Below are 13,302 nucleotides of genomic sequence, written 5' to 3'. Positions count from 1 at the left end.
GTTTTTCGGCAATAAAAAACCAGCTTTTTCAGCTGGTTTTTGCATTCATCTTATTGCGCGGCTTTGACGCGGATCTTACTTTTTGCCACGTTGGTTTGGTTCAGCGCCGCAATCGCCGCTTTGGCTTCGGCAGCTTCCGGCATTTCCACGAAAGCAAAGCCTTTTGATAAACCGGTTTCTTGATCTAACACCAGCGTGCATTCTGCGACTGAGCCATGTTCTGAGAACAGTTTACGAATTTCGTGCTCTGTTGTGCTGCGAGCAAGGTTGCGAACTAAGAGTTTCATAGTGGTCCGTTGAAGTAGGGATAATCGCAATGATTGTCTCAATAAAGCCGGTGGCGACCAAGCGATAGTTTGGCTTTGGCATAAAATATCCCCTTCCTACTTGAAGCTGCAGCGGTGTTGGCTACGCTCGTTTACCTCAATCACATCTTGTTCACCTCAATCACATAACCGCTCAAGCAGGCGAGAGCTTTGTGCGGTTAAAATGGCTTACTTAATTTGCAGTCCATGTTGGTCAATATGCGCCAGCAGCTCTGGGGATTTGATTTTGTGTTTAATCAACAAATCCACCTTAAAAGGCAGGCTTGAATACTCAAGCCGCTCCAGCATTTGAGCGAGATCGTGCAGAGTTAATCCTTCCCCCTCTAAAGCCAGATCAATATCGGAGCTATCTTTAAACGTTCCCAGTGCCCGTGAACCAAAAATCCATGCATGCTTCACTTGTGGCTGTTGTAAAATGGCGTCACAAATCAACGCATATTGGTGTGATTTCAAACCGATCTGTGCGACTGAAATAGGCTTACTGAGCACTTTTTTCCTCAAGATATTGAGTGAGTTGTGTAATGACGGGGGCAAACTGTTCAACAATCAGTTGTTGTGCTTGTTGAACATTATTTTCATCATAGGTATGAGCCAATAAATTACGTTTCATCAAGGCATCGAGTAACACCTCACATTGTTGTGATGAGAGATGCTGTGCCTCTAAAGCGGTGCGCAGTACGCTGCGCGGTGAAGCCGCATCAAACCCTTCAAACTCGAGTAAATCTTTTAGGGTTTTCCACATGAGTTCAAAAGAAAATTCAAAGGTTTGCACAAGGCCTGCCAACTCAAGATCGTTGTAACTCTTTTGCTCACAAGCTTTTTGTAGACGATGTTGCGCTTTGGACAAATTTTGCAGCCGTTGTTTCCAACGTTCAGGATTGGCAGTCATGGATTATCCTTAATCAGTGCGCGATCGTTGAAAGCGCTAGATGGGTTTTATTTGGACGATGATGACTCAGATTAGTAAAAAGTCAAAGTGGGATTAGATCAGATGGATCTGAATGCGTCACACCACAAACATCGGGATGAGGTTGGTTATTACGATCCTGCATTTTGTGCTGTATGGCGGCGTTAAGTTCCGCAAGGCTCAAATTTGGATTCATAGTCAGCATGGCTTCAACATCATCAAATATTTGGGCGTGGAGCTTGGACGGGCAGAGAGCGTTACGCGCTCAAAATGCCGGATTTAATCTTTATTGGCTGAGGGCCAATATATCGCACCACAGGTGAGAGATATTCACTAAACGTTCGTTCGAGTAAAAACAAAATATCCTTCAGCAGCACTTGCGGAATATTTTCCGCTGCGATCTTAATTTTTAATAAAAATTTTCTTCGCGAATTAAATCAATCTGTTAGGTTGTTTTGTCAATCTTGACTTAGCCAGTGTAATGATGAGTAGCACAATATAACTAATGAGCATGGGTATTTTTGTCTCACAAGTGAGATGGCGTAATGAAATCCATGCATATCATAACGAATGTAGAATTTTTCGATGGACATCTTGCGATTGATTGCTAGCATTAATTAGGAAGTGCTATTTTTGTGATGTCACTCCAAAAATTGCTAATTCAAAAATTAATTCAAAAATTAATTCAAAAGTTAATCATTATCCCAAACTATTTGATTTGCAGTATTTGAGTTGCAGGGTAGCGAGGTGGCAGTCAGTGACTTCCATCAGCACAGGTAAGTGATAGGCAAACTCTGTGCTTGGTGGGCAACCAAAGCAACCAAGCGCAACACTACAACCATGCAACAAATAGCTAGGGAATATAAATTGAAAAGGAAAATCTTATGTTGACTAAAGCTTATGTAAAAGCGCGCTTGCTGGTGGAATCTTTTGCGCAAGACCAACGTGGTGTGACCGCGATTGAATACGCGATTATCGGTGTAGCGATCTCTGCCATCGTGTTAGCAGTGTTTAGTGGTGACGGTGGATTAAAAACAGCCCTAACTACTGCGATGACAACTATTGCATCTAAAATTACCGATGCAAGCAATATTAAATAACTAGACATTGAATAGCTTAACGATATTAGTATTGTTACTGATTACTGTTAGTGATCTTCGCACTAGAAAAATCAGTAACACCGCTTTGCTGATCTTGGCGTTGTTACTGCTGTTAGGCTGGTTATCCCAGCCTAACTGGTCGGTATTACCTTATACGCTGGCCATATTACTGGTTGGCTTAGGCTTATTTAAATTCGGCATATTAGCCGCCGGTGATACTAAATTGTTAGCAGTGCTCAGTTTGGGGATTAAACCTGACTATATAGCGTTAACCTTAGTCGGGATTGCCATGCTCGGCGGCCTGCTCGCCATCGGTTATTTACTGTATGGCTTGCTTACCGATTTGCAGCCAGTGCGTCAGCGCGGTATTCCCTACGGGGTACCGATTTGCTTGGTCGGTGGTTTGGCTCTCTACGTATCGGCGCTCTAAGCTGCGCAAAGTTAATTTGGTCTAATTGATCAAATGATCAACCACAAATTATCAATTAAATAATCCGATTAAACAGCCCATTCAGTGGATCGGTTGTTTAACACTGTTAATTGAACCATTTTTGAGTGCTGGTTATCAATCGTCACTCATTGGCCTATCTTTGATTGGGGTAAACGCGGCGGCATTTCAGCTCATGATCTGTCTGGCGAGGTTTTGCACTTTAGCAAGATGGGGTTACTTTTTCTCACTTGGGACGGTGAAATGAATTCCAAGCTTTTAATTGCACTGGCGGTGATCGTGATTGGCATTGGTGGGTATGGACTGCTCACGCCGCCCGCGCCGGTTACTCCTGCCGCTCCAGCGACGCTGGAGGTGAGTCCACCCGTTAAACAGTATCAAGTTTGGCTTGCCAAACAGTCACTGCACAAAGGCCAGCTCATCACACGCGCCGAGCTTGAATTGCAGCGGATTGATGAACAGCAAGCGCTGAGCCTTGGTGTCAGCGAGGATATAGAATTGGATTTTGCGGCCGAGCAGCGCATCAAGCACGATCTCGCTGCGGGGCAAGTGCTGTGGCCAGAGCTGTTGGTTAAATCGGATCAAGCGGCCTATGTCGATCTAATTTTAAGCCCACAACGGGTGCCCTTCGCGATCCAAGTTAATCCTGAATCGGTGGTCGGCGGGGTGATCCATCCCGGCACCTTAGTGGATATTTTGGCGCTCTCTTCGTTAAAACAAAATCTCGCCACCGATGAAACGGTACGCAGCTTTGAAACCGTCTCGCTCACGCCTGTGTTGATGGGGGTCAAGGTATTGCAAGTCAATCAACCGGATCAGCCAACCAGCGTGATTGTCGAATTGACGCGTAAGCAAGTCGCAACCTTAACCATTGCGCGGCACATTGCCCAGTTAGAAATTCATCTTTCGACGGGCGATAGTGTGGCAAGCGATCTTTCCGCCAACGCCGGCGATGTATTAACCGATTATAAAGCGATTCAGGAGTTTCGTGCCGGCAACACGACAACCCGTTAAGGATAGAAAAATGATACAGCGTTATATTTATGGTGTATTGGCGGTGCTGGTCAGCGCAATCGCGCTGCCGGTGGCGGCGCAAAGGATCCTCAATTTAGCCGAAGGCGATGCACACACCTTGCGCACCGAGCAAGAGATCCAATCCGTGTTTATCTCTGACCCTAAAATTGCTGATTATCAAGTGATTGATCGGCAAACGGTGGTCATTTTCGGCAAACAAGTGGGCAACGCCAGTTTATTGATCTTTGGTGACAACAGCCAAACCTTGGCCAGTCGGCGTTTGGTGGTCAACACTAGCATGGTGCATATCCAACAGCAAATTGCCATTAAATACCCTTATGCGGAAGTCTCGATTGCCAATTTGGGTCAACAAGTGGTGCTCAGTGGTACGGTCGCGACCGAAAAAGAGCGTGACGAAATTAATATTTTGGTCGGCGAATTATTGGCGAAAAGCTCGAAAGATACCGATGTGGAGTGGGATATCGGCGATGACGAGTATCAGTTGGAGTTTATGCAACGACGCCGTTTTGAAGGCGTGGTCAATCACATTGAAGTGGCGACCACCAAGCAGATCAATGTCAAATTGTCGATTGCTGAAGTTTCCCAATCGTTTATGGAAAACTTCGGGATTCAAATGAACAGCAGTGGGCAAAGTAGCGGGATCTTCGTCAATCCACTTAGACACTTTAGCAGCAGCGATATCGTGACCTTAATTACCGCGATTGGTGATGATGGCGTGGGACAAATTCTTGCCGAGCCTAATTTGTCGGTGATCTCCGGTGAAACCGCGAGTTTTTTAGTCGGGGGGGAATTACCGGTGGTGACGATTATCGATGGCGGCACCAACGTGTTGTACAAAGAGTTCGGGGTACGCTTAGAAATCATGGCCAAAGTGCAGCGGGATGACAAAATACGCTTGGCATTAATGCCCGAAGTCAGCTCGTTAGATAGCCAATACGCCAACGCAACCTATAATTTGCCGGCGTTAAAAACTCGCCGCGCCCGTACCACGGTTGAACTGGGTGATGGGCAGAGTTTTGTGTTAGGTGGTCTGCTCAATAAAGAAGAAACCGAATCGCTGCGTAAAATTCCTTTCATTGGCGATATTCCGGTACTTGGTGCGCTATTTCGCCACACAGAAACCTCGCGCAATAAAACCGAATTGGTGATTGTGGCGACGGTCAATTTGGTGCAGCCGATTGAACCTAGCAGCGTGCAATTACCGAGTATGCAGCGCACATCAACCCTAGCGCGCTTTTTTGCCCTACCGCCGACCAACGCAAAAGTCGACCAGCAGCTCAGCCAGCAGATCCTAGCAACAGGAGGATTTAAGCAATGAAACATCCGATTTTGATCATTCTGTGCTTGAGTTTCAGCCTGCTCGGTTGCAGCTCCGGCAGGCCAGATAACGCCGGTCCAGCGATTGATATTTACCCCGTGCACAGCAGCTTAGCCTTGCGTGCCGATGGCAAAAATCATACCCAAGCACAAGCTGCGTTTGAGCAATTTTTAGCCGAGCAGCGTCATTCATTACTCACCCAAAATAGCGTGCTGTATTGGCGCACTAAATCGGGCGAAAAATTTGCGCTCAACGCGCAAAAACAGCTGCGCAAATTGGGCGTGGCCGCGGAAAGTGTGCGGCTAGAAAAAATGCCAGCCCAATTGGGCGATCGGTTTGATTTCAAAATCGAGATCATCACTCACCGAGTCGTGGTGCCGATGTGCGCGGCGGCACAAATTAGCCAGTTTGGGCAAGAGGGAAATGGCTGTGTGAGCGAGTCGCTACGCTGGCAGTCGATGGTCAGCCCGCAAAAAATGTTAAGCAACCATCCTATTGGCTCAGCCAATAGCGCAGTAGGGGAATAACGGCCATTATGTTTGATTTAGTTGATCTATTAAGTAAAAAACAAGCGACCGAGGTGATTGAGCAGCAAAAAATCACCACCGTGGTGTTTTATCAGACCGAACAGTGCCAAGAGTTAGTGATGGAGGCGTATCGCTTTGAAGGGATAGTGCCACCGGTTGCAGTAAAAAATAGCGATGAAGCGATCGCGGCTCATGTGCGTCAATCGGATATTGAAATTGTGATCATTGAACTCAATCACAGTCACAATATCAGCCAAGATGCCGAGCGCATTAGCCACCTACTGCCTAACCACGCTTCGGTGATCATTATCGGCAGTGAAGATGCGATTTCGACCATCCGTAATTTAAAAAGCATGGGCTTTTACTATGTGTTTTGGCCGGTAACCAAGCAAGAGCTGATTGATTTTGTCAAGAGTGTTTACGATAACCGTCAGCGCAGTAGCCATCGGGGGCCGGGTCAAAAACGCCGTGCCAAATACGTGAGTCTTTTGGGCAGTAAAGGTGGGGTCGGCACGAGTTTGATCAGCGCTGAAATCGCTTATCAGCTTTCGAGTGTGCGCAACACCTCTTGTTTAGTGGTCGAGCAGCATTTTCAAGGTGGCAACTTAGATATTTTGCTCGGCATTCGCAAAATGGAAAAGCGCCGCATCCAAAAAGGGGCGTTTTCTTCTTCGCTCGACAGCGCTTCAGCCCAAAGCTTGTTGTATAAGCACACTCCGATGTTGTCGATGTTGGCGCTGACGTCAGAGCACCTTGATACTCTCTCGTTGCTGGATTATAGCAACGCGGTGGTTGATCAACTGTCGGAAGAGGTCAACTTTATCCTCGAAGATTTATCCGCTTCGGTCGGTTTTGCTATCGAAGCCGATAAATTTTTATCTCAAGCGGATGTGGTGGTGCTGGTGATTGAACCGACGGTCTCCTCGGTGCGTGAAGCGGCAAGATTAAAAGAGCGCATCAGCAAAGCCAATAAGAATCCGTCACTGCGCCTGTTGACGGTGTTTAACCAATCCTTACCCGCGAAATTGCACTCCGCGACCAAGCAAGATGCGGAAAGCATTTTAAAGCAGCCCATCGATATCGATATTCCATTTTGTGACACCATCAATCAGACGGTGTTGGAAAATCAACGCTTGGTGACGTCTAAGTTAAAAGCCGCTGAGCCGCTACAAAATCTCACTGCGTTGATCTTAGGTGAAACGGTCAGCAGCAAGGTTGGGATGTTGGATGCACTGAAACAGAAGTGGGCGCGATCATGATCGGCGCCAAAGCCATCTATGTTGGCCTGCGCAAGCAAATTTTTGATGCGCTAGAGCCCGAAGCGATTGCTCAAATGAGCAAAGAGCAGCTCGCCAAGCAACTTGATGGTGCGGTGGGTCTGTTGATCGACCGCGAGCGCTTAACTGTGCCGAAAGTGATCCGCGCTGAGTTTGTTAAAAACTTGGTCGATGAACTGGTCGGCCTTGGGCCATTGCAAACCTTAATGGACGATGACTCGATCAGCGACATTATGATTAATGGTCATCAAAGTGTGTTTATTGAACGCGGTGGCTTGGTTGAAAAGGCGCAAATTGATTTTATTGATGAGCGTCAACTGCTGGATATTGCTAAACGCATCGCCTCTCGGGTTGGGCGACGGGTTGATGAATCCTCCCCGACCTGTGATGCACGTTTGCAAGATGGTAGCCGGGTGAACATTGTTATTCCGCCGATTGCGATTGATGGCACGGCGATCTCGATCCGTAAATTCAAAAAACAGAGTATTGATTTTACCAAGTTATGTGAATTTGGCGCGATGAGCCCTGAAATGGCGCAAGTGCTGATGGTGGCGGCAAGATGCCGGCTCAATATTTTGATTTCCGGTGGTACTGGCTCAGGTAAAACCACCATGCTGAATGCGTTATCGCAATTTATTGCTGAAAATGAACGGATTATCACCATTGAAGATGCGGCGGAGTTGCGCTTACAGCAGCCACACGTGGTGCGGTTGGAAACCCGCACCGCAGGGATTGAAAATACCGGCATGATTAACCAGCGTGATCTGGTGATTAACTCACTGCGGATGCGCCCAGATCGAATTATCGTCGGTGAGTGTCGTGGTGGCGAAGCGTTTGAAATGTTGCAAGCGATGAATACCGGCCACGATGGTTCAATGTCCACCTTGCACGCCAATACGCCAAGGGATGCTCTCGCGAGGGTTGAGTCGATGGTGATGATGGCAACCAGTAGTCTGCCGCTGGAAGCGATCCGCCGTACGATTGTCAGCGCGGTCGATTTGATCATTCAGATCAGCCGCTTGCATGATGGTAGCCGTAAAGTGATGAGCATTACCGAAGTGGTTGGGCTAGAAGGTTCGAGTGTCGTGCTGGAAGAGATTTTCCGTTTCCAACCTAACGCCCGTCAAAGTGAAGAGGGCAAAGTGAATGGCCATTTTATTACCTCAGGCTTAATGCAGCGTTCGGTGCTGTATGAAAAAGCGCGTTTCTTTGGCTTAGAAGATCATTTGACCAACGCATTTCGTACCCTAGAGGAGAAATCCGCATGATTTGGTTACTGTTGCTTGGGCTGGGGATGGTTTTACTGCTGGTTGGGATCCGCCAGCGCAAATATGACCGTTATGATTATTTGGCCGAAATGGCCAAAACGGTACACGTTGATTCGATGATCGCCGAACATCAAGCGATTGATATTAAATCGCTCTCTTACCGTACTTTACAGGATCGGATTGAGCAGTTCTGGAAAAATTTGAGTAAACAATTGGGTAAATTGGCACTGCTGAAAGTGGTGGGTTTTATTGTTGGGCTGATTTTATTTGGTATTGAGTTTAACCAACGTTTTGTGCGTGGCTCCGTGTTGTTAGTGGTGGCATTCTGGGTGCTGGCTGGGGTGACGTTTGCCTATTTCTGGCTGCAAAAACGTCAGCAGAACGAGTTTGAAGAGAGCTTTCCCGATGCTTTGAGTATGCTGAGCAGCGCGGTTTCTTCGGGTGAAAGTATTACTCATGCCATCATGTACGTCGGCAATTCGCTCAACAGTGAAGTGGGTAAAGAATTTAAAATTATGGGCAAGCGCTTGCAGCTTGGCGAATCGCCCGATGATGTCTTTCGCAAAGCCTGTCTGCGCTTTCCATACCCTTCTTTTCATTTTTTTGTGATCACCTTACGCGCCAATATGCAGCGTGGTGGACAATTGAAAGAAGTTATTTTGCGCCTCAATCGCTTGTTGTTTAACGCCCGTTCAATTGAGAAAAAGAAATTCGCGTTAACCTCAGAAGCGCGAACCTCAGCCAAGATTGTTGCGGCGATCCCCTTTTTCTTTTTATTTATGCTGCAATACCTTAGCCCTGAAAACTATGAGTTTGTGATGTTTGATCCGGCCGGGCGGCCGATCCTTTATTATGTCCTGATCAGCGAGGCGATCGGCATTTCGATTGTGTGGGGGTTAATGAAGAGTGTTCGCTAATTTATCATGGGCCGCGATGGCCAAGGCTGGGCCACTGTATTTTATCGCGATACTCGCGTTTGGGGTGTTGCTGCTGCTGATGTCGATGCGCCAAGAGAAGAAAAGCCAATTTTGGAAAGATTTCTATCTGCATCAAGCCAGTCAGCATAGTAGCGTCACAAAAATCACCCTGCTGGAGCGTTTATCGACCACATTGAATCGACTGTTTTCTTCCGATAAATCCCTGCAACAGCAAAAAATGTTAGCCGCGGGTTTTTACCATCCGCAATTGGCAACCTATTTTATGCCACTTAAATATACCCTGCTGGTGGTTGGGGCGATTGGCATTTATCTGCTTTCGCTACAGGTGAGTTGGTTAGCCAATCAATTATGGCTGGTGATGGCGTTATGGTTAGTGGTGAGTTTGATTTTTCCGGATGCTTATCTAGCAATGCGCGCCAAAAGTCTCAGTTATAAAATTTCCAATAAGCTGCCCTATCTACTCGATTTGATGGCGGTGTGCGTGCAAACCGGTATGACGATTGAAGCGGCGATCAGCTATCTCGCTAAAGAGATGAAAGGTTTTGATAAAGACATCAGCTACTTGTTAGTGAGAACGGATGATCGATCCCGGCTAGTCGGTTTAGAGTTGGCGCTCGATGAGCTATACGCTCGGGTGCCATCGAATGAGATGCGCAGCTTTGTGATGACCTTAAAACAAAGTTTGCAGTATGGCAGTTCGATCTACAGTGTGCTGACCACCTTATCGGCGGATATTCGTGAAGTGCAGATGCTGCACATCGAAGAGAAAATTGGCAAGTTGGCGGCGAAAATGTCTATCCCATTGATTGTGTTTATCATGGTGCCGATTGTGATTTTAATTGCCGCCCCGGGTGTGATGAGGATGATGATCAATGCGTAATGCAATGATATGTAAAGGAATGGTACGTAAAGAAATAACAGCTAACGGAATATTGCTACTCGGCGTTCTGTTGCTGACTGGGTGTAGTAGCTTGTTGCCTCTCGATAGCGCGAGCAAACCGGCGACGCAAAATTACGGCCAGCCTCTGGAGTTTGATGAAGAGCAATTACTGATCAAAACCAATAATCAAACCGGTTTGATTGAGTGGTATAAACGTCAATTGCAGCAGCAACCTAATCCCTCGATCCGCTTTAAATTGGCGCAAGCCTATTTTGATAGTGGCGATCCGGAATCCACTTTGTTTACGCTCGCTCCACTGACCAGTAGCAGCAACGCTTTGCCGCGTGACGAACTGTTTTTTTTACAAGGACGCGCACAATATCAACTCAATTTAATCGAGCCAGCGCACGATTCGTTGCTGGCTGCGTTACAAGCGAATCCCGATAGTGGCAAAGCACTCAATTTGATTGGGATCTTGTATGCCCAGCAGGGAGAGCGAGCCAAAGCGCGCGCTAGCTTTAACCGTGCGCGTGAACTGATGTTTGATGATGTCACGATCAAAAATAACTTAGCGCTGCTGGATATTTTTGAACAGGATTACCAAAGCGCAGCGGCACGTTTACTGCCTATTTATCTTAATGGTCAAGCGGATCAAACCGTCACCGCCAATCTGGCCTTAGCCATGGCCCAAATTGGCAGCTATGAGCATTTGCGCTCTTTTTATGGCCAGCAATATGGCGATCAAGAGCTGTATCAGCTGTACCTTAATTTGCGTCAAGTGCAGTTGATCAATCCCATCACGGAGGCGGCAATAAGCGAGCCGCTGAGTCGCGATGACTCGTCAAGCCATTCTTCGGCCAACTTGCAAACAGAGGAGCCAGTCGATGCGTCTTTGGTGTTCTAAAAAGCAATCCGGAGTGGCAACCATTGAGTTTGTGGGTGGTTTTTTTGCCTTTTGGTTGATGTGTATGGCTTGGGTGGAAATGAGCTTTCTCTCTTATGTCTCCAGTTTGGGGGACTTAGCGATTGCGAGCGCTGCCAGAGAAACCAAAAAAGTCGATGGTACTTATTATCAAGCCCAGTTTAAAACCATTTTAGAGCAGCAAGACAGTTTATGGTCTTATATTGTCAGTGCAGATAAATTTCAATACAGCATCCAGTATGTAAAAAAATTAGATGATTTACACAATTATGACCAAAAGTGCCTTGGCGAAGATGGTGATCAACTGAATTGTAATGATCCTAAAGATATGGCGATTGCGGTATATAGCATTACTTATGATTATCAGCCGATTTTTAATTTTTTCCTAAACGATAAAACGGTATTTGCACGGGAAGCGATTGTTATTCAGGAGTATCAGCGTGAAAAATTTACCCGTTAAATTACAACAAGGTAATTTTACCGTCGAGTTTGCTATCGTTGGCGTATTCTTTGCGATGCTGTTGGTGTTTAGCGCCGATATCGTGGTGAAACTGGCTTATAAAGGTAAACTAGAGCGGCTTTCGTATTCTGCGGTGACCATTATCAAAGAACGTACCGAAGTTTATGGAACAGATCATTTTGACTTTGACCCCAATCAACAAATTGGTTCAGAAGCCACGCAGTTATATGAGATTACCTTGTCATCATTAAAGCGCACCACCAGTAATTTTAATTCGGAAAAGTTTGGTTTTCAGATCCGCATGGTACGTGACAATAAAAATGTCCGAGCGCCTTTTAAGCAAGGTATCGATTGCAATAATACTCAATCATTGCAGGATCTCGATTTTATTACCACCTTTGGTCGCCATGCGACACTGTATGAAGTGACGCTCTGTTATGACACGCCAAGCTGGTATGGCCATTTAATTGGCCAACAATTTTCGCGCGTTAGTAGTCGCTCTGTCAGTATGGGGAGATAAATATGCACAGTTATTCTCGGTTACACCATCAATCCGGTCATGCAGCGATTCTATTTTCGCTCTTTATTCCGGTATTATTTGGTATTTTTACCCTAGGTACCGATGGCGCGCGGGCGATTCAAGATAAAGCGCGTTTATTGGAGGCGGTTGAGGTTGCCAGCCTTGCGGTGGCAGGCCAAGGTTCGGATAACGTGGATCTTGCCAAGCAATATCTTGAGTACTATTTTCCTGCGGCGACGATTCAAGATTCTGATATTCAAATTAAAAAAATCAACTGTGAAGATAATGATCGTTGTCAAGACAATGAGAGCCGATTTTTTGAATATCAAGTGACCGCCAAAATCAGTCAACCAACCTGGTTTCCGGGTAATGAAGCCATTATCGGTTTTGGTGATGCCTATGATGTTGCTAGTCGTTCAGTGACGAGAAAATATCACTCTGAAACGGTGGATGTCATTTTGGTGGCGGATTTTTCTGCCTCAATGTACAACAGGTGGAATGGTGGTTCGAAAAGGAAGTTTCTCGATCTTAAAGATATTATTGTTGTTATTGCCGATGAATTAGATAGCTTCAATGGTTATATGGCGGATAAAAGCTTAAAAAACAAGCTTGGCATTGTCGGATTTGATTATTATACCAGTAGATACAATAATAATACTCGTTATTTTTATTCACATCTGATTTGTGGAAGTAATGAAAAAGAATGTACAAAAACTAATCCTGGTGGAAGCACTAATTCTGTAAATTATTCTGCTACGGTTAGAGATATATTCAATCTAAATTCTATAGCACATACGCCTTGGCAAAAAAGAGAGGTGACCAATATTTCATCATTTGAGGATGTTCTCTTGACCGATGATATGGCCTCTTTGAAAACAAAAATAAACTCAAACTCGTTTAATATAACCAGTGGTTCTGGCAGTGGTACGGCATTTTATGCTGGGTTGATTCGAGGAGCTCAAATGATTTATCAGCAAGGCGAAAATCCAAGGCAGCTAATTATTGTTTTGTCTGATGGTGAGGAGTCAAATAAAAATACCACACAGAAACTGATTCAAGCTGGGTTGTGTAAAACCATTTTTGATAAACTCAACAGTCAACAGCAATCAAATGGTGATAATGTAAAGGCAAGAATATTTGCTGTAGGTTTTGATTATAACGTTAATAATAATCCGCAACTGGCTGATTGCGTTGGCGCGGAGAATGTTTTTCAAGCCCAGAATCGAGATGATATTAAAAACAAAATCCTTGAGTTGATCACGGAAGAAATTGGCCATCTAGCCCAATAAGAATTTACGCTTATGGTTATTAACCATTTTATTAATACGCTATACCCAAACAACTTGGAGTTGCAGGTAGGCGGCAAGTGAGTGAGT

The 13,302-nt window shown here is 45.7% G+C and carries 17 protein-coding genes; 14 read left to right on the top strand and 3 right to left on the bottom strand.

Features of this window, described 5'->3' with window-relative positions; translation table 11 throughout:
* Positions 1-50: 50 nt before the first annotated feature.
* The 3 genes from G7083_RS05335 to G7083_RS05325 form a co-directional block, all read right to left on the bottom strand.
* On the bottom strand, positions 51-287 hold the full coding sequence (locus G7083_RS05335) for an RNA-binding protein (RefSeq protein WP_166013882.1): 237 nt from the start codon (positions 285-287) through the stop codon (positions 51-53).
* A 207-nt stretch (positions 288-494) separates the two neighbouring features.
* Positions 495-815 carry a nucleotidyltransferase domain-containing protein gene (locus G7083_RS05330; RefSeq protein WP_166013881.1) on the bottom strand — a complete coding sequence of 107 codons (321 nt, stop codon included), beginning with the start codon at positions 813-815 and terminating at the stop codon, positions 495-497.
* Positions 805-1,215: an HI0074 family nucleotidyltransferase substrate-binding subunit gene (locus G7083_RS05325; RefSeq protein WP_166013880.1), complete on the bottom strand. Its 411-nt coding sequence runs from the start codon at positions 1,213-1,215 to the stop codon at positions 805-807. Before G7083_RS05325 ends, G7083_RS05330 begins: the two co-directional genes overlap by 11 nt.
* 112 nt (positions 1,216-1,327) lie before the next feature.
* Here G7083_RS05325 and G7083_RS14970 point away from each other — a divergent pair, with 112 nt between their 5' ends.
* From G7083_RS14970 to G7083_RS05255, 14 genes are all read left to right on the top strand, one after another.
* Positions 1,328-1,516: a hypothetical protein gene (locus G7083_RS14970; RefSeq protein ID WP_206212110.1), complete on the top strand. Its 189-nt coding sequence runs from the start codon at positions 1,328-1,330 to the stop codon at positions 1,514-1,516.
* 601 nt (positions 1,517-2,117) lie between these two features.
* Positions 2,118-2,333: a Flp family type IVb pilin gene (locus G7083_RS05315; protein ID WP_166013879.1), complete on the top strand. Its 216-nt coding sequence runs from the start codon at positions 2,118-2,120 to the stop codon at positions 2,331-2,333.
* A gap of 31 nt (positions 2,334-2,364) precedes the next feature.
* Positions 2,365-2,763 carry a prepilin peptidase gene (locus tag G7083_RS05310; RefSeq protein WP_166013878.1) on the top strand — a complete coding sequence of 133 codons (399 nt, stop codon included), beginning with the start codon at positions 2,365-2,367 and terminating at the stop codon, positions 2,761-2,763.
* 261 nt (positions 2,764-3,024) lie between these two features.
* Positions 3,025-3,795 carry a Flp pilus assembly protein CpaB gene (gene cpaB, locus G7083_RS05305; RefSeq protein ID WP_166013877.1) on the top strand — a complete coding sequence of 257 codons (771 nt, stop codon included), beginning with the start codon at positions 3,025-3,027 and terminating at the stop codon, positions 3,793-3,795.
* A 10-nt stretch (positions 3,796-3,805) separates the two neighbouring features.
* The gene (locus G7083_RS05300) at positions 3,806-5,134 is read left to right on the top strand and encodes a pilus assembly protein N-terminal domain-containing protein (RefSeq protein WP_166013876.1); all 1,329 of its coding nucleotides are present in this window, start codon (positions 3,806-3,808) and stop codon (positions 5,132-5,134) included.
* On the top strand, positions 5,131-5,661 hold the full coding sequence (locus tag G7083_RS05295; protein ID WP_166013875.1) for a hypothetical protein: 531 nt from the start codon (positions 5,131-5,133) through the stop codon (positions 5,659-5,661). The genes G7083_RS05300 and G7083_RS05295 overlap by 4 nt, the downstream gene beginning before the upstream one ends.
* 8 nt (positions 5,662-5,669) lie before the next feature.
* The gene (locus G7083_RS05290; RefSeq protein WP_166013874.1) at positions 5,670-6,920 is read left to right on the top strand and encodes a chromosome partitioning protein ParA; all 1,251 of its coding nucleotides are present in this window, start codon (positions 5,670-5,672) and stop codon (positions 6,918-6,920) included.
* Positions 6,917-8,206 carry a CpaF family protein gene (locus G7083_RS05285; protein ID WP_166013873.1) on the top strand — a complete coding sequence of 430 codons (1,290 nt, stop codon included), beginning with the start codon at positions 6,917-6,919 and terminating at the stop codon, positions 8,204-8,206. The genes G7083_RS05290 and G7083_RS05285 overlap by 4 nt, the downstream gene beginning before the upstream one ends.
* Positions 8,203-9,123 carry a type II secretion system F family protein gene (locus G7083_RS05280; protein ID WP_166013872.1) on the top strand — a complete coding sequence of 307 codons (921 nt, stop codon included), beginning with the start codon at positions 8,203-8,205 and terminating at the stop codon, positions 9,121-9,123. The genes G7083_RS05285 and G7083_RS05280 overlap by 4 nt, the downstream gene beginning before the upstream one ends.
* A complete protein-coding gene (locus G7083_RS05275; protein WP_240911920.1) occupies positions 9,113-10,024 on the top strand; it encodes a type II secretion system F family protein in 912 nt (303 codons plus the stop codon). Before G7083_RS05280 ends, G7083_RS05275 begins: the two co-directional genes overlap by 11 nt.
* A complete protein-coding gene (locus G7083_RS05270; protein ID WP_166013871.1) occupies positions 10,017-10,928 on the top strand; it encodes a secretion protein in 912 nt (303 codons plus the stop codon). The genes G7083_RS05275 and G7083_RS05270 overlap by 8 nt, the downstream gene beginning before the upstream one ends.
* Positions 10,909-11,406 (top strand): TadE family protein, encoded by a 498-nt coding sequence (locus G7083_RS05265; RefSeq protein ID WP_166013870.1) that lies wholly within the window; start codon positions 10,909-10,911, stop codon positions 11,404-11,406. The genes G7083_RS05270 and G7083_RS05265 overlap by 20 nt, the downstream gene beginning before the upstream one ends.
* On the top strand, positions 11,387-11,926 hold the full coding sequence (tadF, locus tag G7083_RS05260) for a tight adherence pilus pseudopilin TadF (protein WP_166013869.1): 540 nt from the start codon (positions 11,387-11,389) through the stop codon (positions 11,924-11,926). Before G7083_RS05265 ends, tadF begins: the two co-directional genes overlap by 20 nt.
* A gap of 2 nt (positions 11,927-11,928) precedes the next feature.
* Positions 11,929-13,215, top strand: a complete 1,287-nt coding sequence (locus G7083_RS05255; RefSeq protein ID WP_166013868.1) for a TadE/TadG family type IV pilus assembly protein — start codon at positions 11,929-11,931, stop codon at positions 13,213-13,215.
* Positions 13,216-13,302 lie beyond the last annotated feature (87 nt).

The organism is Vibrio sp. HDW18 (genome assembly GCF_011306175.1).
Classification (GTDB): Bacteria; Pseudomonadota; Gammaproteobacteria; order Enterobacterales; family Vibrionaceae; genus Vibrio; species Vibrio chanodichtyis.
The sequence above is the reverse complement of the archived record's forward strand: the minus strand, read 5'-3'. Positions and strand labels throughout refer to the sequence as shown.